This window comes from Actinomadura sp. 1N219, from assembly GCF_044326405.1.
Taxonomy (GTDB): domain Bacteria; phylum Actinomycetota; class Actinomycetes; order Streptosporangiales; family Streptosporangiaceae; genus Spirillospora.
In genome coordinates, this window is record NZ_JBIRAY010000002.1 from 263,334 (window position 1) to 287,549 (window position 24,216).

The window sequence follows — 24,216 nt, forward strand, 5'->3', positions numbered from 1 at the left end:
AAGGTTGCGCTATGACGAGTCCGGCCCACCCCTACGCCTTCTTCGACCTGCACGTTCTGCGCTCAGAGCGGCTCAGCCCGTCCATGGTGCGCGTCACCTACGGCGGCCCGTGCCTCGCCACCGCCAATGGTTCGGCCGTTAGCGGGTCGGCCGTTAGCGGGTCGGCTGGGAATGGTTCGGACGTACCGCGGTTCGTCACCGGCGGCCGCGACCAGCGCATCAAGTTGTTCTTCCCGCACCCGCACCAGGACGCGCCCGTGATGCCGGAGAGCCTCGGCGGCGAGACCTGGTTCGCGGACTGGCGGGCGCTGGACCCGGCCGAGCGCGGCATCATGCGGTCCTATACCGTCCGCGACCAGCGCCCCGGTGAGCTGGACGTCGACTTCGCGCTGCACTCCGACGGCGGCTCGGGCCCGGCCGCCTCCTGGGCGGAGGCCGCGCGTCCGGGCGACCGCGTCGCCGCCCTCGGCCCGACCGGCGCCGACAACGGCGGCTACGACTTCCGCCCGCCGTCCGGCAGCCCGGTGCTCATGGCCGGCGACCTGACCGCGCTGCCCGCCATCGCGGGCAACCTCGCCTGGCTGCCCGCCGGGACCCCCGCCCGCGTCTGGATCGACGTCCCGCACCCGGAGGACCGCCAGGACCTGCCGACCGCCGCCGACGCGGAGATCACCTGGGTCTCCCCCGGCGGCCTCCCGGACGCCGTCCGCGCGGCCGCCGTCCCGGACGGCGCCTACGCGTGGATCGCCGGCGAGTCCGCCGTCGTCAAGGCGCTGCGCCGGCACCTGGTGAAAGAGCGCGGCCTGGACCGCCGCGCCGTCACCTTCACCGGCTACTGGCGCCGCGGCGCCACCGAGGAGGACCTGCTCGCCGAGGTCGTCGCCGGCGACGGCCCCGCCACCCAGGAGTGACTCAGACCCGGTCGCCGGGATCCGAGGATTCGTCGAGGGTGAGGGCGGCTGGGTCGACGGCGCCGGCGCGGTAGGCGGCGGCGCCGATGGTCTGGGCGGCGACCGGGGCGGTGATCAGCTGGAAGACGGCGACGAGCAGCAGCGGGGTCGCGTCCGCGACGGAGCCGGTCTGCGGCGCGACGCCCGCGAGGATGAGCAGGAGCCCGATCGTCTGCGGCTTCGTCGCCGCGTGCAGCCGGGTCAGCAGGTCGGGGAACCGCAGGACGCCGAGCGCGCCCACCGCCGAGAACGCCGCGCCCGCGGGCAGCAGCACGGCCGTGACGACGTCGCCCACGATCATGCGCGGTCCTCCGCGCCGGTCGCCGCCCGTTCCGCCGCCAGCCGCGCCGCCGTCACCGAGCCGACGAAGCCCAGCAGCGCGATCACCACGAGGATGGTGGCGTTGGCGGGCTCGTCGCTGGCGGCGGCGTGGACGGCGATGCCGCTGACCAGCAGCACGGACAGGACGTCCATCGCCATGATGCGGTCGAACGGCGTCCGGCCGCGGATCAGCCGGACGGCGGTCATCAGGACGGCGGCGCCCAGCAGCGCCATGGTCACGGTGTAGACGGCGTTCATCGCTCCTCCTCCGTTGGCTGAATGTCGTCCGCCGGGGTCACGAGGGCCCGCATCAGGCGCCGCTCCGTGCGGAGCACGCCGTCCCGCGCGGCGTCCGCCTCCTCGGGGCCGCGGACGGGCATGCCGTGGATGCGCAGCAGCGAGCGCTGCCAGTCGAGCCCGACCAGCAGCGTGCCGGGACGGAGGGACACGCTGGTGGTGACCGCCAGAAGGACGAGCTCGGAGCGCGACTGGGCGCCGACCTCGATGATCGCCCCCTGGATCCGGCCGGGCGCGCGCAGCGCGTGCCAGGCGATGACCAGGCTCGACACGAGCAGGTCCCAAACGAACTCCAGGGCGGCCTTGGCGAAGGGCACCGGCCGCACCCGCGTGACCAGCGGCACCGTGGGGAGCCTGCTCACCGCGTAGGCGATGAGGACGACGACCAGGCCGCCGATCACGGTCGCGGCGTCGATCCGTCCCCAGAGCAGCACCCACACCGCGAGCAGCCACACCCCCATGCCCAGCCGGGCCCCGGCGCTTCGGAGGAGGCGGCTCACCGGGCCTCCCCGGTCAGCACGGCCCGCCGGTAGTCGGACGGGTCGAGGAGGTCGATCGCGGCGCGGCGGCTCCACGACGACAACGGCCCCGCGAACACCGCGATGAGGAGACCGGCCACGACCATCACGGCCGTCACGGACTGCATCATCCGCACGCCGCCCTCCGTGTAGGCCTCCTCGGCCGGCGGCACGGCGGCGCCCTCGGGACGGGGACGCCAGAACCCGAGCGTCCAGATCCGCGACATCGCGATCAGGGTCAGGAGGCTCGCCAGCACTGCCACGCCGGTCACGGCATAGGCGAGGGGACGTCCGGCGCCGAGCCCCGCCTGGAACAGCGCCAGCTTGGCGACGAACCCGGACGACGGCGGCACCCCGCTCACGCTCATCGCCGGGACGAAGAAGAGCACGGCGATGAAGGACGACAGCCGCGCCAGCCCGCCGAGCCGGTGCAGCGACGTCTCCCCGGCACGGCCCTGCATCAGATCGCTGACCAGGAACAACGTCGCCTGCACCACGATGTGGTGGACGAGATACAGGATCGCCCCGGTGAGCCCGGCCACGCTGAACAGCCCGAGCCCGAACAGCATGTACCCGATGTGCCCGACGAGCGTGAACGAGAACACCCGGTGGACGTCGTCGTGCGTCAGCGCGCCGAGCGTGCCGATCAGCATCGTCCCGGCCGCCAGCGCCAGCATGATCCACGACCCGTTCTCGCGGGGGAACAGCAGCGTCTGGACGCGGATCAGCGCGTAGATCGCGGCCTTCGTCAGCAGCGCCGCGAACACGGCCGTGACCTTGGTGAGCGCGGCCGGGTAACTGTCGGGCAGCCACAGGTGCATCGGCACGATCGCGCCCTTGATGCCGAACACGACGAGGAACAGCATCCCGAGCGCCGAGCGGGTCCCGGCGGGCAGGTCGGCCACGCGCGCCGACAGGTCGGCGAGGTTCACCGTCCCGGCGGCGGCGTAGGTCAGGCCGAGCGCGGTGAGGAACAGGATCGAGGACGTGAGGCTGACCACCGTGTACGTCATCCCGGCCCGCATCCGCTCCGCCGTCGGGGTGAGCGTCATCAGGACGTAGCTGGACGCGAGCATGACCTCGAACGCGACGAACAGGTTGAACAGGTCCCCGGCGAGGAAAAGCAGGCAGACGCCGGCGGTCAGCGCGAGGTAGGCGGGGTAGAACACGCCGGGTTCGTGCCGTCCGAGCCCGCCGGCGCCCTCCCCCACCGCGTGCAGCATGATCGCCAGCAGGACGGCGGCGGACACGACCAGCAGCAGCGCCGACAGCCGGTCCGCGACCAGCGTGATGCCGAGCGGCGCGGCCCACCCGCCCATCTGGACGGCGATCACCCCGTCCCGCGCGACGGCCGCCACCAGCCCGCCGGCGGCCGCCACCACGCCCGCGCCGACCAGCGGCGCGAGCACCCGCAGCCACGCCTCCCGCCGCCGGCTGATCATCGCCAGCGCGGCCCCCAGCAGCGGCAGCGCGAACGGCAGCGGGACGAGCACGTTCATGCCTCGCCCCCGCCCTGACCCCGCAAGCCGTCGTCCGGCGGGTCCTCCCCTTCCCGCAGGTCCTCCCTTTCCGGCGGGTCCTCCCTTTCCGGCGGGTCCTCCCGTTCCCGCGGATCCTCCCTCTCCCGCGGGTCCTCCTCCAGCGGGTCGGACTCCTCCGCTCGCAGGTCGTCCTCGCGCCGGCGGCGGCGTTCGGCGCAGATCCGGCGGTCCTCGACGTCGTCCATGACCTCGTCCTCGCCGAGGAGCAGCCGGCTCCGGTAGGCGAGCGCCAGCAGGAACGCGGTGACCCCGAACGTGATCACGATCGCGGTCAGCGCCATCGCCTGCGGCAGCGGGTCCGCGGACGGTCCCACGCCCTCCCCGAGGATCGGCGGCGTGCCCGCGGCGCCGCCCGCCAGCAGCAGGACGAGGTTGGCGCCGTGCCCGAGCAGCATGAAGCCGACCACGACCCGGATGAGCGACCGCTGCATCAGCAGGTCGAAACCGGCCGCGAACAGCACCGCGACGAGCACGACGAGGACGAGCGCGGGCCCGGTCACGTCCGCCCCCCGGCGCCTTCTCCCAGGCTCCCGGCTTCGTCCGAGTGCCGGGCCTCGTCCGAGTGCCGGGCTTCGTCCAGGTCCCCGGCGTTCTCCTCGTCTTCGTCCTCCAGGCTCGCGCCGAGGGTGGTGAGGATCGTCAGCACCAGGCCGAGCACCAGCAGGTAAACGCCGGCGTCGAAGAACAGGCTGGTCGGCACGTCGATGTCCCCGATCACGGGCGCGGACGCGTGCAGGATCTCGCCGCGCAGGAACTCCCCGCCGGACGTCCAGCCCGCCGCGCCCGTGGCGACCGCCAGCCCGAGCCCGCCGCCGAGCAGCACGCTGGGACGCAGGGGCAGCGCGGTCGCCAGCTCCCGCCGTCCACCCGGCAGGTACCGCAGGACGAACGCCATGCCCGCCACGAGCCCGCCCACGAACCCGCCGCCGGGATGCCCGTGCCCCGCGATCAGCAGGTAGATCGAGAACACCAGGATCGTCGGGCCGAGCAGCCGCGCCGCCGCCTCCAGCACGACCGAGGAGCCGCCCAGCGGGGGACGTCCGGGCGTGGCGAGCCAGCGCGTCCGCGACACTCCGCCGGTCTCCGCGCCCTCCGCGCTCTCCGCGCCGTCCTCGGCGGGCGGACGGAACCGCCGCCATCCCCCGGGACGCCCCATCACCAGCCCCGCCACGCCCATCGCCGTGACGGCCAGCACCACGATCTCGCCGAGCGTGTCGAGGGCCCGCAGCTCGACCAGGATCAGGTTCACGATGTTCTTCGCACCCTCCTCCTCGGCGGGCCCGGCGTACCGCGGGCCGACCGGATCGGAGCCGCGGCTCAGCGACGCCACCACGAGGAACACCGCGACGAACCCGCCGAGCCCGAGGCTGATCGCGCCGGTGGCGACCCGGCCGGGCGCCGTGCGGCGGCGCGGCGGGAACCGCTCCGGCAGCCGCCGCAGCACCAGCACCAGCATGATCAGCGACAGGGTCTCCACGACCAGCAGGGTGAGGGCGAGGTCCGGGGCGCCCTGCATGACGAAGAGCCCGCCGGTCCCGTAGCCGACGCCGGCGAGCAGCAGCGCCGCCGACAGCCTCCTGCGCGCCCGCACCGCCGCGAGCGCGCACCCGGCCACCACCACGGACAGGACGGGCTGCACGGGATCGTCCCAGGCCCGCAGCGTGTCCAGCGGCTCGGACGGCCCGCGCCCGCCGATCAGCCCGGCCGCCAGCGCCGTCCCCGGCAGGACCAGCACCATCACCGCGATCACCCCGAGATACACCGGCAGCGACCCGATCTGCACGCGCCGCGTCACCGCGTGCGCGCCATTGAGCACGGTCTCGACCACGGCGTCGTACGCCCGCTGCGCATCCGGCACCCGCCACCGGACGGGCCGAGCCGGGAACGACCGCCCGAACGCGAAGTACACCCCGACGCCCGCCCCGATCGCGAGCACGGACAATCCGAGCGGCACCCCCAACCCATGCCACAACGCCAGCTCATAATCCGACCCCGGCCCCAGCGTGGCCGCATAAGGCTCGACCAGCTCCTGCACCGGCCCCGGAACCACACCCACGGCAAACCCCGCCGCCGCCAGCACCACGACCGGCCCGACGAGCCCCCACGACTCCTTGTGCCGCCCCTCGTCCGACGCACCACCGAAAGCACCATGCAGGAAGCGCACGCCATACGCCACGGTCAGCGCCGACCCCGCCACCACACCCGCGAGGACGGCGGCGTCCAGCCCCCCATGCGCGAACGCCTTGAGCGCCGCCTCCTTCGCCACGAACCCCAGGAACGGCGGCAGCCCGATCATGGACGCGATGGCCCCCGCCCCCGCGACCGCGAGCACCGGCAGTCGCCGCCCCGCGCCGGAGAGGCAGTCGGCCCGGCGCGTCCCCGTCTCGTGCTCCAGCGCGCCGACCGCCAGGAACAGCGGCGCCTTGAACACGCCGTGGGCGAGCAGCAGGGCCGTGCCGGCCAGCGCCGCCGTCGGCGTCCCGTCCCCGAGAAGGACCATGAGCAGGCCGAGCTGGCTCACCGTCCCGTAGGCGAGGAGCCGTTTCAGGTCGTCCTGCCGCAGCGCGACCAGCCCGCCGACGATCATGCTCACCAGCCCGGCCACGACGACCATGGGCCGCCACGCGCCCGTCTCCGCGAACGCGGGCGCCAGCCGCGCCACCAGGTAGACGCCCGCCTTCACCATCGCGGCGGCGTGCAGGTAGGCGCTCACCGGCGTCGGCGCGACCATCGCCGCCGGCAACCACGCGTGCAGCGGCACCTGCGCCGACTTCGCGAACGCGCCCAGCAGGACGAGCACCACGCCCGCCTCCGCCCCGGCCCCGCCCGGCGGATCGGCGAGCAGCGCCGAGATCCGGTACGTCCCCGCGGCCTGGCCGATCAGCACGAACCCGGCCAGCATCACCAGCCCGAACGCCGTGGTCATGAGCAGCGCCTCGGTGGCGGCCCGCCTGTCCTCCGCCCGGTCGGGCCGGGCGGCGCCGATGAGGATGAACGAGCTGACGGTGGTCAGCTCCCAGAACACGTACAGGACGAGCAGGTTGTCGGCCAGCACGAGCCCCGTCATCGCTCCCGCGAACGCCACGAGCGTCCCGGTCAGCAGCCGCTCGGCCCGCCCGAAGTACCAGCCCGAGTAGCAGAGCACCACGGCCCCGACCCCGCCGACCAGCACCAGCATGACGGCGGACAGCGCGTCCAGCCGCAGGTCGATCGCCAGCCCCAGATCGGACGCCCACCCGATGCTCGCGGTGACGTCGTCGCCCGCCCGCGCCACCGCCCACCCGGCCGTCACCGCCGGAAGCACCGCCGCCGCGCACGCCATCACCCGCCCGTGCCGCCCGAGCGCCCACGGAACGGCGACCGCCGCGACGGCATACGCCACAACCAGCACCACCACGCCGCCGCAGCCCCCCTCCGCCAGGCACGTCGCAGACGATCTACCCGGCCAGCGCCCCCGAAACGGCGCCCCGCCCCGGCCCGAGCGGACGACCCGCCCGCCCGCGCGCGGACGTCCCCGCGCGGACGATAAGCGTTCGATAACGGACGCCCGTAGCGTCAGCGGCGTCCATCCCCGTCAGACCTGACGGCGGGGACACGAAACGGGGAGAACATGAGCAGGATCCGAATCGGGCTGCTGGCCGGTGCAGTGGCGGCGGGGGCCGTCATCGCCGCCGCGCCGTCCGCCGCCCTGGCCGCCACGACCACCGCCACCGCGGGCACCTGCCCCAAGGGCGACGTGTGCGTGTGGAGCGGCAAGAACGCCACCGGCACCCGCTGCAACTGGGACGGCGACGACCCCGACTGGCAGGGCGGCACCGTCCGCTGCAGGCCGTACGGCTTCAAGGTCAACAGCGTCTGGAACAACGGCTACACCAGCACCCCCTACAACAAGGTCAGCTTCTACCGGTACGCGAACTACGGCAGCCAGATCTCCGACCCGCTGCCCGTCACGTCCAAGCCGGTCAACGCGGGCAACCTGTCCATCCGCTCGCACCACTGGTCGAAGTAGGAGGGGACATGAAGAAGATCCGGATCGCCGTGACGGGCCTGGCCGCAGCCGGCCTCGCCACCGTCCTGGCACCCGCCGCCGCGCAGGCCGAGACCGCCGGGGCGGGGGCCGCCGCCGCGTGGCAGGGCTCCTGCGCCAAGGGCGACTTCTGCGTCTGGAGCGGCAAGAACGGCACGGGCATCAAGTGCGCCTGGGACGGCGACGACCCCGACTGGCAGGGCGGCAGCGTCCGGTGCAGCCCGAGGTTCCTCGTCGGCTCGATGTGGAACAACGGCTACACCGGCTCCTACAGCAGGGTCAAGGTCTACTCGTTCGCCAACTACGAGAGCCACTGGGGCACGGTCCCCGCCGGTAAGAAGGAGAACTTCTGGGAGGGCCAGCTCATGCGCTCCCACCGCTGGGTGAACTGACGCCCTCCCCACCCCCGGAAGGCCGCCGAGCGCCACGCCCTCGGCGGCCTTCCCTTGTCAGCGGCAGCCCCTTGTCAGCAGCAGCGCAAGGGGCGTTCCGGCCCCGCCGTCCGACGCCAACGCAGCGCACGATCGCGCGCCACGGCGCAAGGCTGCGGGCCGGGCATCCCCGGATGGACGGACGTGACGGCCGGCGCCCCCGGATGCGTGGACGGATCGTCCCGCAGGATGGCGGCGTGGAGGTCCCGCAGTTCGCGCCCAGGCTCCAGGCCCAGTTCCTCGTCCAGCCTGCGGCGCCCCTCGTGGTAGACGTCGAGCGCCTCGCTCTGCCGTCCCGCCCGCGCCAGCGCCAGCATCAGCAGCGCCCGCAGCCGTTCACGGTACGGATGCTCGCCCACCGGGCCCAGCAACTGGCCCACCACCTCCCGGTGCCGGCCGAGCGCCAGCTCCACCTGCACGGCCTCCTCGATCGCCGCCAGCCGCAGCTCCCCCCACCGAACCGCGCCCGCCTCGACGAGCGGACCGCCGAGCCCGGCGAGCACGGGCCCGTCCCAGAGCGCCAGCGCGGCACGGAACCGTCCGGCGGCCGAGGTCAGACGCCCCGCCGCCGCGTCCCGCCGCGCCGCGGCGATATGCCTCTCGGCGTCGAGCGCGTCGATCGTGACGGCTTCGCCGGACACGCGGTACCCGGGCCGGACGGTCTCGATCACCTGCCGGTCGCCGCCCGCGCGGCAGAACGCGCGCCGTAACCCCGACACGACGATGGCGACCTGGGTTCGCGCGGACCCCGGCGGGCCGTCCGGCCACACGCCGTCCACCAGCCGCTCCACCGGCACCGGCCGGTCCGGTTCGAGGAGCAGCGCGGCCAGCACCAGCCGCGCCCGGTCGCCGCCGAGGTCGATCTGCTGCCCGCGCACCCCGGCGCGCAGCGGCCCCAGGAGCCGAAAATTCACGCGGTCGTTCACCCGTCGCGTCACCCTCTCCAAGACGGCATTGCGTGGACGATCGCGGGGTGTACGCCGTGAACCCGGCGTGCGGGGTTACCCCCAGTAGGGTAGACAACGAGCCGCCCCATGAGGTTCATGGCGGCGGCGAAGAACCGTCCTGAATTGTTCAGAACGGCGAACCCGCAGGTCAGCGACACCGCCGGGTGACGGCCGGATCGGGCGCGCGGTCGCCCGTCAGATCGGACGCGGGCACATAGCCCCAGCCGTACAGCCCCGGCATCGCCGTCACCCGATCACCCTGCGTGTAGTACCAGACGTCGTTGCCGCCGGAATGGGGCTCACCGCGCGTCCAGCAGATGAACCAGCTCGGATCCGTCTCCAGCACCGCCACCTTGACCCCGAACCCAGGCTCCACGTACACGCCCACCCCCGGACGGTTCGGACACTGGAACATGTGCGGCCACGTCTGCTTGCGCCGCAGATCCTCAATCGTCCCCCGCAGGAAATGACACTGCCCTCCGTCCGCGCCGCCCCCATCACCACGCCCGACCACGAACGCCGCCACCCCTGCCGCCGCGCCGGCCAGCACGATCGCCGCGACAACCCCACGCCACCGTCCACCCCGCCCGGCTCCCTCACGGCCCGTCCCATCGACGGCCGTCACGCTGGAAGCTTCGGCGCGTGTAACCACGGCACCCCCGTCACCGGTGGCGAGAAGAGCCCGGTGAGCAGTCCAGCGAACGACCTCGGTCTCGATCCGGTCGTCAGGCCAGTCGCGATAGCGGAGACAGGCCTCGACGAAGCGGGCCGTCGCCGTCTCCGGAGGCGTGGTGAGCGGATTCTTGCCGATGAGAGTGGAGACCGTGGCGGGTGACAGGCCGGGACAGCGCATGCACAACGCCCGGTATTTCGGACGTCCACACCATTCGTGCAGCGCGCGGAGCCTGCCGGTGAAGTCCGTCCAGGTGGCGGCTTCTTCGGGAGCAGGCGGCGGCGAGGGGACGGGCACAGCGGGCAACGCACACTCCTGGGATCAAACTCGGGCGCACCCGGCTACCACACCGGTTCACGGCGCCGCACCAGCGCGGCCTGCCCGCTAGATCAGGAAACCTGCCACAGACGGATCTTGTTGTCGACATGACCGGTGGCCAGCGTCCTGCCGTCCGGGCTGAACGCGACCGCCTCGACGCCCATCACCCGGACCTTGAACTCGGTGGCCTCGTTGGTGGCCAGGTCCCACACCCAGGTCGACCCGTCGGCGTCGCCCGCCGCGAGGTGCTTCCCGTCGGCGCTGTAGGCGACCGCCTTGACCCAGTTGGCGGACTTCTTGTACTCGCTGGTCATCCGCCTGGCGGCCACGCTCCACAACCGCACCTTGTGGTCGCCGCCGCCGGTGGCGAGGGTCTTGCCGTCCGAGCTGAAAGCGACCGCGAAGTTGCCGTCGTCGTGACCCTCCAGCTCGGTGATGCGGCGCCGGGACGTGACGTCGAACAGCACCAGAGGGGCCCCGCTCCCGGCGGTCGCGAGGATCCTGCCGTCCGGACTGAACGCGATCGATTCGGCGCCGTAGGACGCGTTCCCCACGCTGCCGATCACACGCCGGGTGGCCATGTTCCACAGTTCCACGGTGGCGTTGACCTCGCCCCCGGCGGCGAGGATCCGGCCGTCCGGGCTGAACGCCAGCGACAGGATCTGAAAGGCGTCGCGCTTGAGCGCACCGGCGCCGCGCCTGGTCGCGGTGTCCCAGAGTTGCACCGTGCTCCCCATGCCTGCGGCGGCGAGGAGCTTGCCGTCCGGGCTGTACGCCACCGCCTCGACCTGGTCGGGATGGTCGTCGAGGACGGCGACAGGACGTTCGGCGGCCACGTCCCACAGCCGCACGGTCCCGTCCTTGCCGCCGGACGCCAGCGTCTTGCCGTCCGGACTGAACGCGACCGAGTTCACCTGATCGGTATGACCGGACAGCGTCCTGTCGGGCGACCGGCGGAAGACGTCCGTCGTCAGATGGACGCCGCCCGCGGCAGCGGCCCCGCCGATGAGGACGAGCCCTCCGATGAGGAACGCCCGACGTCCCGTCCCGCGCGGCGCCTGCTGCGGCGGAGGTGGCTGCCCGGCGCTCATGCCCGGCGCATAACCGGAGGCGGGAGGGCCGCTCATCGGCGGCGGCGCTCCATGCGCGACCGGGACAGGCTGACCGTACTGCGGCCCCGGAACCTGCGGCGGAGGCGGAGCGTACTGGGGCACCGCCACGGCCAGAGCGCGAAGCCGCCGCCCCACTTCCTCCGCGGACGACAGCCGCTCAGCGGGATTCTTGGCCAGCAGCCCGAGAACAATCCACTCCAACTCCGCAGGCACCCCACCCCTACGCTGCGACGGCGGCACCGGATTGACGGTCAGATGCTGGTGCATCAGCGCGGGCATCGTGTCCCCGCTGAACGGCGGCTCGCCGACCAGCAGCGCATAGAGCGTGCACCCGAACGCGTACAGATCGGTCCGCGCGTCGGCGGGCCGCCCCTCGTACTGCTCGGGCGCCGTGAAGGCCGGAGTGGCCATCATCCCGCCCATCGCGGTGAGGTGACCGGTGGCGTCCGCGGACCGCGAAATCCCGAAGTCGCAGATCTTCACTCCGCCCTCAGCCGACTCCATCAGATTGGCGGGCTTGATATCCCGGTGCACCACTCCCCTGCGGTGCGCGTACCCCAGCGCCTCCGCGACCGCGGCCCCGGTCTCCAGCACCCGCTCAATGGGCAGCCCCTGCCGATTCTGGGCAAGGATCGCAGCGAAGTCGGTCCCGTTCAGCAGCTCCATCACAAAGAACGGCTGCCCTTCATGCACCCCGATGTCGTGCACCACCGTGATCCCGGGATGCTGCAATTGCGCCGCGTTCTCCGCCTCCCGCCGCAACCGGTCGGTCAGCAGGGACGACCCCTGCCCCGCCACCACGATCTTCACCGCGACCGCCCGTCGCAGCTCCATGTCGTCGGCGGCCCAGACCTCCCCCATGCCGCCCTGGCCGACCCGCCTGGTGAGCCGGTACCTCCCACCGAGCACCGCTCCGGATTCCATCCCGACCTCCGTCCCAGCCCACCGAACGGAAGAATCACACCACCACCCAAACCCATCCGCAAACCCACCCACCCCACCATTCCCAAAGCCACCACCCACCCCAATTACGGCCACCCGAAACCGATACCAATTCCGCAACAACACACCAACCCCACCCCACAAGCACCAAGACCCGACTCCACAAGCTTTCAAAGCCGCAAACGCTTTCAGCACCGCACCAATGCCACGAACCCGGCACGCCCACGACCAGGACGCGCCGACCTACGCAGCGGAGCGCTTCCAGGAGGTCGACCCCAGAAAAAAGAGGACTCTAGCCACAAGAGCGCCCGATGACGACCCCGAGCCGCAACCGGGAGGGGGCGTGGGGGCGGAGCCCCCACATCGGGGGTCCGGGGGTCGCCCCCCGGAAAGACACTGCGGGCCACGGCGAAAGCGAGCCAAGCTCGCTGAGCACACCACCCCGCCTCGGCTCCCGCGATTGGACTCGAACCAATAACCTGCCGGTTAACAGCCGGCTGCTCTGCCGATTGAGCTACGCGGGATCGTTCGTGTGGCCGGGGCGTCGGCCCCTGGCGGCGGGTCTAGGTTAGCGCATGTCCGGGGCTGTTCGCGCACCCGTTATTCGCGGCCCGGCACGGGTGGAGGCCGTGTTGGCGGGTATGGGGTTGGGACGAATCCGCCGTCAGTGGGAGTAAACATGAAAGCTCGCATGATGTTCATGGCAGGCGCCGCGATCGGCTACGTCATGGGGACGAAGGCCGGGCGCGAGCGGTATGAGCAGATCAAGCGGCTGTCGCAGCAGATGCAGGAGAACCCGAACGTCCAGGAGGCCGCGGGCAAGTTGCGGGCCAAGGGCGAGGAGTTCGCCGGGGCGGCGCGCGGCAAGGCGGGGCAGATGAAGGAGCGGGTGCCCCAGCAGGTGCCGGGGCGGCACAAGGCCGAGGAGGATCAGCCGCCGGTCTATCCCGGCTAGAGGCCGGTCTGGCGGCGCAGATCTTCGAGGACCTGTTCGGCCTCGGCGCGCAGGCCCGGGTCGGACGGGTCGAGGCCCGCGTCGAACACGAACGTCCAGCGTACGTCGCCGCCCGTGGTCGGGCGCCGGCCGGCGATGCGCACCTTGCCGCCGCCGGGCAGCACGGCCTGGTGGCTGACGGCGATGGTCGCGGTGACCCGCTCCCGGACGATCTCCGGCACCGAACCGGGGTCGGTGAGGCGGACGTGGTGCTCGGCGCGGGACGTTTCCTGGACGTGCAGCCATCCGTCCTTCCACGTCGCGTGGTCGACGCGTTCCCACGGGACGCGCGTGAACCCGCCCTCCGGGGTCGGGAGGTGCAGGGCGGTGGTGGTGGCGGCGACGTGGGAGCCGCCGCGGGTGGGGGCGGTGGACAGGACGCGTTCGCCGCGTTCGAGGGTGAGGGCGTCGCGGAGCTCGGCGGGCAGCCCCCGGAGTAGGCGCATGCCGCCACCGTATGCGATCAGGCGGCCTGTGGGGCGCGGCGGGCGCCGAGCAGGTCGAGGACGAGCGCGGCGGACCAGGCGTAGTCGTGGCTGCCGCGTCCGGTGCCGTCGAAGGGGTCGAAGAACTCGCGGAAGCCGGACTGGCGGACGAGCCGCATCGTGGAGCCGTAGAGGAGATCGGCGACGACGGGCAGGTCGTGGCCGAGGGCGCCGTACCAGACCAGCCAGTTCGTGCTGATCCAGGTGGGGCCGCGCCAGTAGCCGCCGCGGTCGAACGCGGGGGCCTGGATGTCGCAGGTGGGCACGGGGTATCCGGCGGCGCCGGCGAAGCGGGCCGACAGCAGCAGGTCGACGAGGTTGCGGACGATCGGGGCGGGCAGGTCCGGGTCGAGGAGGGGGCCGAACGCGCCGACGGTGATGACGGGCAGCAGCCGGTCGTCGCGCAGGTCGCGGGCGCGGAAGCAGCCGGTCTCGGGGTCCCACAGCCGGTCGAGGACCGCGTCGTGGACGCGCCGCGCGCATTCGCGGTGCGGGACGGGGTCCGCGCCGACGATCTCGGCGATCTCGGCGAGGGCGTGGGCCGACGCCAGGTAGACGGCGTTGACCAGCGGGTCCTCGACGGCGAACGGGTGCTCGTCGCGGAGGTAGCCGGGACGGTATCCCGCTTCGCGCATGAGCGCGGCGAGCCACACGTACCGGTCGTAGTCCTCGCCGGTCGGCAGGGTGTGCGGGCGCTGCGCGGGCGCGTACGCGGTCGGGGGGAGGTGGAGGGCGCCGAGGGGGCGGTCCCAGGCGGGGCTGTTGTCCAGGCCCGACTCCCACGGGTGGCAGATCGTGATGAGGCCGGTCCCGCCCAGGTCGCGGGCGCAGGCGAGGTAGCGGTGCTGGGCGGTGAGCAGCGGGTAGAGGCGGGCGAGGAAGGCCCGGCTGCTCTCCCCGTCGGTGGCGCACTCGTGCAGGCGGAGCGCGGCGAGGGCGTGCAGCGGCGGTTGGGTGAGGCCGGACGTGTGGACGCCGCGCGGCGCGGACGGCTGCCGTTCGCTGCGCCACAGCTCGGGGCCCGGGAAGAACGCGTGGCGGGCCAGGCTGGTGTTGAACACGATGTGCGGGAGCATCCCGTCGGCCCATTGGCCGCGGAACAGGGAGAGCAGTTCGGCTTCGGCGCGGTCGCGGCGGTGGCGGGCGAGACCCATGCTGATGAACGCCGAGTCCCAGCTCCATTGGTGCGGGTAGAGGCCTGGGGACGCGGCGGTGGCCGTCCCGGTCCAGTTCGCGTCGAGCACCCTGGCCGCGGCCTTCCACAGCGCGGTCTCGTCGCCGGTCAGACGGGTGCTCATCTGATCAGGGTGACCTCCTCCTGGCGAAAGGTGAGGGCTCACCGTGATTGTCACCTCAGAACGCCGCCGCTGCGACCCTTTGGGGGACGTCGCTTGTCAACGGTCCGGGTGCCTTGACCGTGAATATTTACAGCCCGCCGTCATGGGGCGGTCGCGCGCTCCAGCAGCCAGTCCGCGATCTCCTGACCTGCCAGGACGCCGCGAGCGGTGGTGACGTCGGTGGTCGGGGAAGTCCAGCCGGTGTCGTGCAGTTCGCCGTGCGCCGGGCGAATGGAGACGTCGGCGGTTTCCAGCAGTTCGATGTCGAGGAGCGAGTCGCCGGCGGCGAGGGTCGTGGACGCGCCCGTCCGGCGGGCGATCTCCTCTGCGGCTGCGGCTTTCGTCAGGCCGTTGGGCAGGCAGTAGACCTTGCGGCCTTGCAGGGACGTCCGCCAGCCGCGTTCGGCGCACCAGCCTGTGAGATCGTCCACCCAGTTCGGCGGGAGTGCGGCTCGGTCTACGACTGTGTAGGCGAACAGGTCGGAGGCGACGCGCCGCTTCAGGACGAAGTCGCCGCTCACCTGGACGAGGTGTTCCTGGACGGCCGCGAGCGGTGCGCACCCATCGGCGACCTGTGTCCGGACGGACGCCGCCCACTCCGAGTCGTCCTCGCCGTCCACGAGCAGGTGGCCGCCGTTCGCGCAGATGGCGTACGAGGCGGGTTTCTCTAGAAGATGCACGCGCCGGTACTGCTCCGGTGTGCGTGTCGTGGCCGGGACGAACGTCGCCGCCTTCGCCAGTGCCTCCAGTGTCCGCGCGGACGCCTCCGTCATGTAGGAGAGGGGCGCGCCCTGGTAGAACTCCACGCACAGTAGGCGCGGCATCGTCTCGTCAGGCCCGTCCAAGGCGAACGCAGCGGCGGAGTAGATGAGCGTGCGGTCGAGGTCGGAGCACACCAGGACGGTCACTGGACGGCTCCCTTGCCGAACCGCGGATGGATGAATCCCATGCAGGCGTAGGGGAAGCGGTCTCGGTCGACCTCGATGACGGGTACTCCGCGTTCTTCCGCCAGAAGCCTGATGTGCGTGACTTCCGGGCCCGCGTCCTCCCGGACGAGCACCTTCCAGGGCACGCGGCGCAGAAGGACGCGCGTGGTCTCGCCTATGCCCGGCTTAACGAGATTCAGGTCGTCGATGCCGTCGGCGCTGGCGCAGCGGCGGACGGCCTCCCAGCCCGACCAGTCGGGCGTACGGTCGGCGGCTCGCAGGTCGGGCAGGTCTTTCGCTACGCGTTCGGCGACGTCTGCGAAGCGCGCGCAGACGGTGTCGAGGAAGAGGGCTGAGACGTCGTCGTCCGCGAGGTCGGCGTAGAACTTCGCGCCGTGGAAGTCGTCGGGGCCGATCAGGTCGGCGTTCAGGACCGTCCGGCTCACCAAGCCGGAAACGGTGGAGTTGAGGCAGGCGGACGGGATGAGGTAGTCGTCGCGCGTCCCGTAGTAGGACGTGCAGCGCCCTGGGTCGGCCAGCACCGCCAGATCGGGATGGAACGGGTGTGAGGCGAGCGCGGCTGTCAGCTCCCGCGTGATGGCGCCCTTGCCCGTCCAGCCGTCCACGAACATCACGGACGCCGGGTCGTGGTGTTCGGCGAGGTAGCGCAGCGCCATCGTGTCGATGCCGCGCCCCCGGACGATGCTGAGCGTGTAGTGCGGGACGTCCAAGCCGTGCGCGAACCGCGCCCAGCGCCGCATCAGGATCCCGACCGGCGTGCCCGCCCGGGCCAGCGACGCCAGGACCGTGTCCGGGCCGCGTTCGGCCAGGATCATCTCCATGACCAGGCCCGTCGCGTACGCGATCCGCTCCGCCGACGCGTCGAGCGCCTTGTGGAAGAGCCGGAGGTACTCGGGGCCCGGCTGGTACTCCACGGGCAAGGATTCCGCGTAATGGGCACGGCCCGCCTGGACCGCCGCCTCACGCTCTTCTGTGGGCGCTTCGAGCCGGACGTGCGAGAGGTCCTTGAGGAGCCATGTGACGTCCTCGGCCGGATAGCTGCCAAAGGAAGGCCCGTACAGAGGCTTCACGCGCGCCTCCTCGTCCTTGCGGGGACGGTCGCGACCAGCGTGGGCGCCAGCGCGCGCAACCGCCGCAGGAGGCCACTGGTGAGCGCCGGGGTGTCGCCGACGTCGTCCACGACGAACACGATGCGATCGAATCCGTCGAGGTCGGACGCCGGGGAGACGTTGTAGGCGTAGCGCTCCCCCGGGCCGTCGGCCGAGTCGTCATGCGACGGGAAGGCCAGGCGCGTCCTGATGGCGTAGCCCGGGTCGTCGACGGCGAGGACGGGCGACCGGGTGGTCGTCGAGTACCGGACGTCCACGCCGGGCAGCGCGTCGGCGAGCGCTTCGGCCAGGCGCAGCGGCGCGTACATCAGCTCCTCGAACCCCAGCACGAGCACGCGGGAGGCCCCGTCCCCCATACCGGACGCGATGGCGTCGGACATCCGCGCCAGGTCCTTCTCCAGGAGATCCCGGTGTTCGGGCAGGAATCCGTGCCGTCCACCGTCCGGCAGCCCGGCGGGCCATTCGAGTTCGACTCGCGACACCTCGAACGCCCTAGTGGGCGGCGCGTCCAGCGGGGTGGCCCGCGCGGTGATTTCACCGACGAGCGTCTGCCCGGCCTCCAGGATGCCTTCCGGAAGTTCGACCTGCCCTTGGGCCAATGCCACCGCGTCTATGCGGGCACCAAGCCGGTCGGCGAGATCGTCCATCCGTGCCCTGTCGGCAGGCCCGCGCAGGTCGACCAGAGCCGCCACGACGTACCGACTCCTGGGACGGACGGCATGCAAAGCCTCGATGGTGTTCAGGACCGTCCGTCCAGTGGAGAGCTCGTCGTCCACCAGCACGATGGGCACATCACGGTCGAGGGACGCGGAATCGGCTGGCAAGAGCAGGTGGCTCGTGGCGTGGCTGTGCTCCTCCTCGAACCCTCCGTACGTGGCAAAGCCCCTGACCGGACGGCGAGTCGAGTGCAGGTAGTAGGCACCGCCCAGGGCGTCCGCCACCGAGTGTCCAAGGGCAGTGGCAGTTTCCGCATAGCCCAGCACGACCGCGTCCACGGGAAGTTGCGGTGCCCGCAGATGGTCACGCAGCCCCGCCGCCGTCCCTGGAACGCCTCGCAGGGCGTCGGCGAGAAGAGTCCCGGGACGCGACGGCTCGTCACCGTGCAGGCGCGCGCGCACAAGCTCCCCAAGCAGAAGCCCAGATCCGTACACGAGCCGAGGATCGGTCGGGACGTGCTTGCCCAGCACCGCCGAAACCAGCAGATGCGCACGCCGCGGATTGCGCCGCACGGCAAGCCCGACCAGATCCGCGAGCCCCACACCGGCGGGACGCTCCCCGTCCAGGAGCCGCACACCGAGCCGCGACGCCACCCACGAACCAGCCCAATCAGCTGAAACAGCGCGCGAAGTGGCTGTCATCGGCTGCCCGCCGCTTCCAGGAGCTCGACGAACGTGACGCCCTCCGCCGCCACGCCGAACACGCGGGCGCGCAGCATCAGCCGCTGCGCCCAGGCGCGGTGCGGTTTCGCCTCGTTCATCTTGTTGGCGTAGGAGCTGGCCATCGCGCCTCCCCCGCTGACTCCCAGGATATCGGCGGCGTCGCAGTACTCCTCGTGCGTCACCACCGACAGCGCGTGGACGGCCGCGACATGGCTCGGATGGATCACGGTCTTGCCGATGAGGCCGTTCGCCTTGTCCAGATGCACCTCGCGGATCAGCCCGTCCAGATCGGACGTGATCAGCCGCTGCCGCAGCGGAGCCGCCCGCTGCGCGTCGAACGGCGACTGCCGGAGCTGCGGCTTGAACATCCGCTCCCCCGCCGCGAAGTACTCCCAGACCGGGCCGGTCACGACATATCCGGTGCCGTCCGCCCTGCCCAGGATGTTCACCACGTCGCAGATCACTCCCGCGACCGGCCGGATGTCGTAGATCGTCAGGTCGGGCGGGCGGCGCAGCCCGTACGCCGCCGACATGTCGGTCGCGCCGATCCGGACGGCCAGGATCCGCCGCCGGTGCTTCGCGAGCAGCCGCGCCACGTCGTTCAGCATCTCGGTGCGGGTCTCCGCGTACACCGCCTCCGGGCTCTCGATCACCGGCATCGCGAGGAGCCGCTGGCCCGTCCGGGCGGCGGCGTCCTCCAGCGCGTCGAGGAACGCTCCACCGGCCGTCGCGGTGAACTTCGGCAGCACGAAACCGCTGACCAGCGCGGCCGCGTCGCCCAGCCGCCCGATCAGGTCGCCGATCTGGCGGGGGTCGCGGACCCGGACGAACAGCAGCGGCACGTCCCGCGTCGCCGTGCCGCCGCGGCCGTGCAGCGCCCGCAGCTGCACCACCAGGTTCGCCTCGCCGGCCGCGACCTCGTCGTCGGCGATCGCGTCCTCCAGGCACACCACCATGCTCATCACGCCGCGCCCCGCCGCCCGCTCGATGTCGTCGGCGAGGACGGGCCTGGTGGCGGGGCTGTAGAGCGTCGCCCCCAGCGCCACCCCCAGCACCGCCGGGTCGTCGTGCCGGTCGAACGGGCGCGGATGACGGTAGAACAGATGCTTACGACGCGCGGCGTCGATGTGGTCGAAATGCCGCATGGACGCCCCGTCAGACGCTGGTCACAGGTGCGTCGACACGGCCGGCAGCAGATGCTGGAAGGTCCGGCCGGTCGCCGTCGCGCCGATCGCCGTCATCGACCAGCCGTCGCCGTCCCGCGACACCTTCGCCATGATCTGCGCGTTGTGCTGCCCGGCGCCGGTCAGGTCGTAGCGCGCGATCTCCTGCCCCGTGGTCTCGTCCACCATCCGGCAGAACGCGTTGGCGATCTGCGTGAAGTCCTGGCCGGTGAAGGAGTTCACCGTGAACACCAGCTGGGTGACGTTGGCCGGGACGTTCTGCAGGTCGACGTTGATGACCTCGTCGTCGCCCTCCCCCGCGCCGGTCAGGTTGTCGCCGGTGTGCTGGACGGACCCGTCCTTGCTGCGCAGCTGCCGGAACCACACCTGGTCGGCGAGGTTGCCGCTGCCGTCGAACAGCAGGCACGACGCGTCCAGGTCGATGTTGCGGGCCTTGCCCTTCCCGAACAGGCCCTTCTTGGCGACGGCGTCCCACCCGAGTCCCATCCTGACCCGGGTGAGCGTGCCTCCGCCGGGCTTGGTCAGCGAGACCTTCTGCCCCTTCTGCAGCGAGATGGACATCGTTCGGCTCCCTTGGTGATCGATGTGTGTCGCGGGCTGGGGATCTGCCGATGAGCGGTGTCCGCCGGTGAACGGTGTCCGCCGGCGGACGGTCTCCGCATCCGGGCGGCGGCGACTACTGGATCTTGGTGCTGGGCTCCAGGGGCTTCCCGGCGCCGTCCCCGCCGGACGGTCCGCCGGAGGCGCCGTCCTCCACGCCCCGGTTCCGGACGACCGAGCTGACGAACGCGGCGATGATCAGCCCGGCGCCGAGCCCGCCGGTGATCCACTCGGGCACGTGGTGGCCGATGCTGACCAGCATGCACACCGCGAGGGCGCCGATCGCCCAGTGCGCGCCGTGCTCCAGGTACACGTACTCGTGCAGGGTGCCCTTGCGGACGAGGAACACCGTCAGCGACCGGATGTACATGGCGCCGATGCCGAGGCCCAGCGCGATGACGATCGGGTCGGTGCTGATCGCGAACGCGCCGATGACGCCGTCGAAGCTGAACGAGGCGTCCAGCACCTCCAGGTACAGGAACAGGAAGAACCCTGCCTTGCCGGTGGCCAGGGCCAGCGAACTCGGCCCGGACCGTCCGGCGGACGCCTCGGAGCCCTCGCCCTCCTCGTCGTCCTCGCCCGCTCCGGAGAACAGCTCGCCGAGCCCGTTGACCAGGATGTAGGTCACCATGCCGAGCACGCCCGAGATCATGACCTCGCCCGGGTCGTCCGCGGCCAGCCACGAGACGAACGCCAGCGAGCCGCCCGCGACGACCACGGCGAGCTGGTCGAGCTTGCCGATGCGCGCGAGCGGCCGCTCCAGCCAGGGCAGCCACTTGTCGGCGCGCTCCTCGAACACGAAGTCCAGGAACAACATCATCAGGAACATGCCGCCGAACGCCGCGATCATCGGGTAGGCGTCTTCCATCAGGTGGTGATACCGGTCCGAGTCGTTCAACGCCAGGTCGAACGCCTCGTACGGGTTCAGCTTGGCCGTGATCCCCACGATCAGCAGCGGGAAGACCAGCCGCATCCCGAACACCGCGATCGCGATGCCGATGGTCAGGAAGATCTTCTGCCAGAAGGGGCTCATGCGGTCGAGCACCTTGGCGTTGACCACGGCGTTGTCGAACGACAGCGAGATCTCGAGGACGGCCAGCACGGCGACCAGGGCCAGCCCGGACGGCCCGCCATAGAGAAGGGCGATGAGCAGGCCCACGGCCGTGACGCCGAAGGACCAGCCGAAGGTGCGAAGAATCATGCGCGTATTTCTGCTAGGAAGGTCGGCCGGGCGTGGCGGCCTGGGATGCGGGGGCGCCGGCGGTCAGCCGACGTCGACGCCTCAGCCTACGTTGAGCCTCACCCCACGTTTGACCCTCAGCCTACGTTGACGCCGAAATCGACGGCGATTCCGGCGAGACCGGAGGCGTACCCCTGGCCGACCGCGCGGAACTTCCACTCTCCGCTGTGCCGGTACAGCTCGCCGAAGACCATCGCGGTCTCGGTGGACGCGTCCTCGGTGAGGTCGAAGCGCGCGAGCTCGTTGCCGTCGGTCCGGTTGACGATCCGGATGAAGGCGTTGCGGACCTGGCCGAAGCTCTGGTGCCGGTTGTCGGCGTCGTAGATCGACACGGGGAACACGATGCGCTCGCACTCGACGGGCACGGTGTTGAGGTCGACGTTGATGGACTCGTCGTCGCCCTCGCCCTCACCGGTCAGGTTGTCGCCGGTGTGCTCGACGGACCCGTCCGGGCTCTTCAGGTTGTTGAAGAACACGAAGTGCTGGTCGGACATGACCTTGCCGGTGGAGGCGAGCATCAGCGCGGACGCGTCGAGGTCGAAGTCCGCGCCGGTGGTGGCGCGGACGTCCCAGCCGAGGCCGACGGTGACCGCGGTGAGGTTGGGGGCGGCCTTCGTCAGCGAGACGTTGCCGCCCTTGGCGAGTGAAACCCCCATGTTCGGGCCACTCCCTTCCTGGAGAGTCTGTGTCTTTTAGAGGTCGACGCCGGCTTCTAGAGGTTGACGCCGAAGTCCATCGCGATGCCGGCCAGCCCCGACGCGTATCCCTGGCCGACCGCGCGGAACTTCCATTCCGTCCCGGAACGGTACAGCTCGCCGAAGACCATCGCGGTCTCCATCGAGGCGTCCTCGGACAGGTCGTACCGGGCCATCTCGGCGCCGTCGCTCTGGTTCAGCACACGGATGTAGGCGTTGCGGACCTGCCCGAAGTTCTGGCTCCGGCCGTCGGCCTCGTAGATCGACACGGCGAACGCCACCCGCTCGGCCGTCGCCGGCATCGCGCCGAAGTTGATCTTGAGCTGCTCGTCGTCGCCCTCGCCGGCGCCGGTGGTGTTGTCGCCGGTGTGCTCGACCGCGCCGTCCGGGGTCCGGAGGTTGTTGAAGAACACGAAGTGCTGGTCGGTGATGATCTTGCCGGAGCCGTCCAGCACCATCGCGGAGGCGTCCAGGTCGAAGTCGGTGCCGGTCGTGGTGCGCAGGTCCCAGCCAAGACCGACGGTTACCGCGGACAGGCCGGGGGCCTGTTTGGTGAGCGATACGTTGCCGCCCTTGCTGAGACTGACACCCACGATGGGCCTCCAAGATCGCATGCCGTTGTTTCGGACGCCGCCCCGGCGCCCAGCCTTTCCGACGTAGGAGCGATGCTATCCGTTCCAGTCGCGGCGGAGCATTAACCCGGAGACCCGCCCAATTCCCCATACATGAGACGGGTCGGGCGCACGAAATCCCGGCCGTCTGCGTCAGACTGGGCAGGGACGGCCAGACTGAGCATTCTTCGTCCGGCCTGCCCGCCGCGGCGCCGCCCGCGCGGGCAGACCGAGCAGGAAGAGTGTTCACTGGGCAGGGACGAGGGGAGGCAGCGTTGCGAGGAGCGGGCGACCAGCGCCGCCGGAACCGGGGGGCGCAGGCGGCTTCCGGGGCGATCGAGGCCAGGGAGGCGGCGTCGACCGCCTTCTACGACATGGACCAGGCGCAGAAGTACATCGACGGCCGCGTCACCGTGTTCGAGGACCTGGACGCCAAGGCCGCCGAGCCCGTCCGGCGGGAGTTCACGGGGCTGGCCGAGTCCGCCGACGCCGCCGCGGTCGCCTACATCTCCGTCCTCGACGCGCACGACATCGATGACCAGGACCGGACACCCGCCGAGTACGACGCCGCCCGCCGCGCGTTCGTCGCGTCCACCGAGCGGCTCCAGCACATCACCCGGAACCTCAACGGCTTCGCCGAGCGCCTCGCCCCGAAGATGGCGCAGCTGGAGAGCGCCCTCGACCAGCTCCCGCCCCGCCTGACCGCAGCCCGCGACGCCGTCGCCGCCGCCGACGCCGCCGTGTCCGCCGCCGACGCCGCGGGGATGGACGCCTCCGACCCGCAGGCCGAACTGGCGAAGGCGAAGCAGATCCTCGCGCAGCTCGGCTCGCAGGGGCTCGGCGGGCTCGGCCTGGACGGGGCGATCCGCAAGGCCGAGGAGGTCCGCGAGATCGCCGACCGGGCGCACGAGGCCGCCGCGGAGCTGCCGCAGATGGCGCAGAAGGTCCGCAACTCGCTCGCGTCGGCCCGCACCCGCGTGGACGTCGTCGCGAACCGCGTAGGGCCCGTGAAGGACGCGATGAAGGTCCTGCTGCGCGGCTACTCGCAGGCGTGCTGGCAGGACCTCAAGGGCGCGCCGGAGTCGATCGAGTCGGCCGTGACGCGGGCGCGGGAACGGCTGAACGAGGCGTCCGCGCACACGTCCCGCGCCGAATGGAAGCAGGCGCAGCAGGCGCTCACCGCCGCCCGCACGGAGCTGAACGCCGCCGACCGCCGCGCCGGCCAGGTCACCGGACGGGTCGACGAGCTGCGGGCCGTCGCCGCGGACCCGTCCAAGCCGGTGGAGAGCGTCCAGTTCGCCGTCCGGGACGCGCAGCGGCTGGCCATGGCCCAGCCAGGCGGCCCCGCGCCGCAGCACGTCCGGATGCTCGACTCGCTCGTCGAACGCATCGAGAGAGCGCCGAGCCGCCTAACCGGCACCCACCCGGACTACTGGGCCTACCTGCAAGAACTGGAATCCATCAAAACCGCGGCCGGCGACGTCGTAGCCCGAATCCGCGCAGAACGCGCCGCCCAGACCTGACCGCGAGCAGCCCTGACCGCGAGCAGCCCTGACCG

At 71.8% G+C, this 24,216-nt stretch carries 24 protein-coding genes and 1 tRNA gene; 5 read left to right on the plus strand and 20 right to left on the minus strand.

Features of this window, described 5'->3' with window-relative positions:
• Positions 1-11: 11 nt before the first annotated feature.
• The gene (locus tag ACH35V_RS10005; RefSeq protein ID WP_395971518.1) at positions 12-911 is read left to right on the plus strand and encodes a siderophore-interacting protein; all 900 of its coding nucleotides are present in this window, start codon (positions 12-14) and stop codon (positions 909-911) included.
• A gap of 1 nt (position 912) precedes the next feature.
• Here the strand turns inward: ACH35V_RS10005 and mnhG are convergent, their stop codons facing one another.
• From mnhG to ACH35V_RS10035, 6 genes are read right to left on the minus strand one after another with little or no spacing between them, the layout of a single operon-like run.
• Entirely contained in the window at positions 913-1,251 is a 339-nt protein-coding gene (gene mnhG / locus ACH35V_RS10010) for a monovalent cation/H(+) antiporter subunit G (protein ID WP_395971520.1), read from the minus strand.
• Positions 1,248-1,529, minus strand: a complete 282-nt coding sequence (locus ACH35V_RS10015; RefSeq protein ID WP_395971522.1) for a monovalent cation/H+ antiporter complex subunit F — start codon at positions 1,527-1,529, stop codon at positions 1,248-1,250. The genes mnhG and ACH35V_RS10015 overlap by 4 nt, the downstream gene beginning before the upstream one ends.
• Complete coding sequence (locus ACH35V_RS10020) at positions 1,526-2,068, minus strand: Na+/H+ antiporter subunit E (RefSeq protein WP_395971524.1); 543 nt, start codon at positions 2,066-2,068, stop codon at positions 1,526-1,528. The genes ACH35V_RS10015 and ACH35V_RS10020 overlap by 4 nt, the downstream gene beginning before the upstream one ends.
• Positions 2,065-3,585, minus strand: a complete 1,521-nt coding sequence (locus ACH35V_RS10025) for a Na+/H+ antiporter subunit D (RefSeq protein WP_395971526.1) — start codon at positions 3,583-3,585, stop codon at positions 2,065-2,067. Before ACH35V_RS10025 ends, ACH35V_RS10020 begins: the two co-directional genes overlap by 4 nt.
• Positions 3,582-4,127: a Na(+)/H(+) antiporter subunit C gene (locus tag ACH35V_RS10030; RefSeq protein WP_395971528.1), complete on the minus strand. Its 546-nt coding sequence runs from the start codon at positions 4,125-4,127 to the stop codon at positions 3,582-3,584. Before ACH35V_RS10030 ends, ACH35V_RS10025 begins: the two co-directional genes overlap by 4 nt.
• Positions 4,124-7,024: a Na+/H+ antiporter subunit A gene (locus ACH35V_RS10035; protein WP_395971530.1), complete on the minus strand. Its 2,901-nt coding sequence runs from the start codon at positions 7,022-7,024 to the stop codon at positions 4,124-4,126. The genes ACH35V_RS10030 and ACH35V_RS10035 overlap by 4 nt, the downstream gene beginning before the upstream one ends.
• Positions 7,025-7,237: 213 nt before the next feature.
• On the opposite strand from ACH35V_RS10035, the gene ACH35V_RS10040 reads away from it, so the two are divergent.
• Both ACH35V_RS10040 and ACH35V_RS10045 read left to right on the plus strand, forming a co-directional pair.
• Entirely contained in the window at positions 7,238-7,636 is a 399-nt protein-coding gene (locus ACH35V_RS10040; protein WP_395971532.1) for a peptidase inhibitor family I36 protein, read from the plus strand.
• 8 nt (positions 7,637-7,644) lie between these two features.
• Positions 7,645-8,046, plus strand: coding sequence for a peptidase inhibitor family I36 protein (locus tag ACH35V_RS10045; protein WP_395971534.1), 402 nt, complete (start codon positions 7,645-7,647; stop codon positions 8,044-8,046).
• Positions 8,047-8,120: 74 nt separating this feature from the next.
• Here the strand turns inward: ACH35V_RS10045 and ACH35V_RS10050 are convergent, their stop codons facing one another.
• The 4 genes from ACH35V_RS10050 to ACH35V_RS10065 form a co-directional block, all read right to left on the minus strand.
• A complete protein-coding gene (locus ACH35V_RS10050; protein WP_395971536.1) occupies positions 8,121-9,011 on the minus strand; it encodes a BTAD domain-containing putative transcriptional regulator in 891 nt (296 codons plus the stop codon).
• A 169-nt stretch (positions 9,012-9,180) separates the two neighbouring features.
• Positions 9,181-10,011 (minus strand): hypothetical protein, encoded by an 831-nt coding sequence (locus ACH35V_RS10055; protein ID WP_395971538.1) that lies wholly within the window; start codon positions 10,009-10,011, stop codon positions 9,181-9,183.
• An 83-nt stretch (positions 10,012-10,094) separates the two neighbouring features.
• Positions 10,095-12,059: a WD40 repeat domain-containing serine/threonine protein kinase gene (locus ACH35V_RS10060; RefSeq protein WP_395971540.1), complete on the minus strand. Its 1,965-nt coding sequence runs from the start codon at positions 12,057-12,059 to the stop codon at positions 10,095-10,097.
• Between the two features lie 469 nt (positions 12,060-12,528).
• A tRNA-Asn gene (locus ACH35V_RS10065) sits at positions 12,529-12,601 on the minus strand.
• Between the two features lie 155 nt (positions 12,602-12,756).
• Between ACH35V_RS10065 and ACH35V_RS10070 the strand changes: the two genes are divergently transcribed.
• A complete protein-coding gene (locus ACH35V_RS10070; protein ID WP_138646831.1) occupies positions 12,757-13,032 on the plus strand; it encodes a YtxH domain-containing protein in 276 nt (91 codons plus the stop codon).
• On the opposite strand, the gene ACH35V_RS10075 is transcribed toward ACH35V_RS10070, so the two are convergent.
• The 10 genes from ACH35V_RS10075 to ACH35V_RS10120 all read right to left on the minus strand — a co-directional run bounded on the left by ACH35V_RS10075 (position 13,029) and on the right by ACH35V_RS10120 (position 22,640).
• Complete coding sequence (locus tag ACH35V_RS10075) at positions 13,029-13,517, minus strand: hypothetical protein (protein ID WP_395971542.1); 489 nt, start codon at positions 13,515-13,517, stop codon at positions 13,029-13,031. The genes ACH35V_RS10070 and ACH35V_RS10075 overlap by 4 nt on opposite strands.
• Positions 13,518-13,534: 17 nt before the next feature.
• Positions 13,535-14,854, minus strand: coding sequence for an MGH1-like glycoside hydrolase domain-containing protein (locus ACH35V_RS10080; RefSeq protein WP_395971544.1), 1,320 nt, complete (start codon positions 14,852-14,854; stop codon positions 13,535-13,537).
• 140 nt (positions 14,855-14,994) lie between these two features.
• Positions 14,995-15,801 carry an HAD family hydrolase gene (locus tag ACH35V_RS10085; RefSeq protein WP_395971546.1) on the minus strand — a complete coding sequence of 269 codons (807 nt, stop codon included), beginning with the start codon at positions 15,799-15,801 and terminating at the stop codon, positions 14,995-14,997.
• Positions 15,798-16,910 carry a cysteine protease StiP family protein gene (locus tag ACH35V_RS10090; RefSeq protein ID WP_395971548.1) on the minus strand — a complete coding sequence of 371 codons (1,113 nt, stop codon included), beginning with the start codon at positions 16,908-16,910 and terminating at the stop codon, positions 15,798-15,800. The genes ACH35V_RS10085 and ACH35V_RS10090 overlap by 4 nt, the downstream gene beginning before the upstream one ends.
• Positions 16,907-18,307, minus strand: a complete 1,401-nt coding sequence (locus ACH35V_RS10095; protein ID WP_395971550.1) for a phosphoribosyltransferase family protein — start codon at positions 18,305-18,307, stop codon at positions 16,907-16,909. Before ACH35V_RS10095 ends, ACH35V_RS10090 begins: the two co-directional genes overlap by 4 nt.
• Entirely contained in the window at positions 18,304-19,473 is a 1,170-nt protein-coding gene (locus ACH35V_RS10100; protein WP_395971551.1) for an HpcH/HpaI aldolase/citrate lyase family protein, read from the minus strand. The genes ACH35V_RS10095 and ACH35V_RS10100 overlap by 4 nt, the downstream gene beginning before the upstream one ends.
• Before the next feature lie 21 nt (positions 19,474-19,494).
• The gene (locus ACH35V_RS10105; RefSeq protein ID WP_395971552.1) at positions 19,495-20,073 is read right to left on the minus strand and encodes a TerD family protein; all 579 of its coding nucleotides are present in this window, start codon (positions 20,071-20,073) and stop codon (positions 19,495-19,497) included.
• A 115-nt stretch (positions 20,074-20,188) separates the two neighbouring features.
• Positions 20,189-21,313 carry a DUF475 domain-containing protein gene (locus ACH35V_RS10110; protein WP_395971554.1) on the minus strand — a complete coding sequence of 375 codons (1,125 nt, stop codon included), beginning with the start codon at positions 21,311-21,313 and terminating at the stop codon, positions 20,189-20,191.
• A 116-nt stretch (positions 21,314-21,429) separates the two neighbouring features.
• Positions 21,430-22,008 carry a TerD family protein gene (locus ACH35V_RS10115; RefSeq protein ID WP_138649109.1) on the minus strand — a complete coding sequence of 193 codons (579 nt, stop codon included), beginning with the start codon at positions 22,006-22,008 and terminating at the stop codon, positions 21,430-21,432.
• A 56-nt stretch (positions 22,009-22,064) separates the two neighbouring features.
• Complete coding sequence (locus ACH35V_RS10120) at positions 22,065-22,640, minus strand: TerD family protein (protein ID WP_131968926.1); 576 nt, start codon at positions 22,638-22,640, stop codon at positions 22,065-22,067.
• 293 nt (positions 22,641-22,933) lie between these two features.
• Here ACH35V_RS10120 and ACH35V_RS10125 point away from each other — a divergent pair, with 293 nt between their 5' ends.
• Positions 22,934-24,181 (plus strand): molecular chaperone DnaJ, encoded by a 1,248-nt coding sequence (locus ACH35V_RS10125; protein ID WP_395971557.1) that lies wholly within the window; start codon positions 22,934-22,936, stop codon positions 24,179-24,181.
• Positions 24,182-24,216 lie beyond the last annotated feature (35 nt).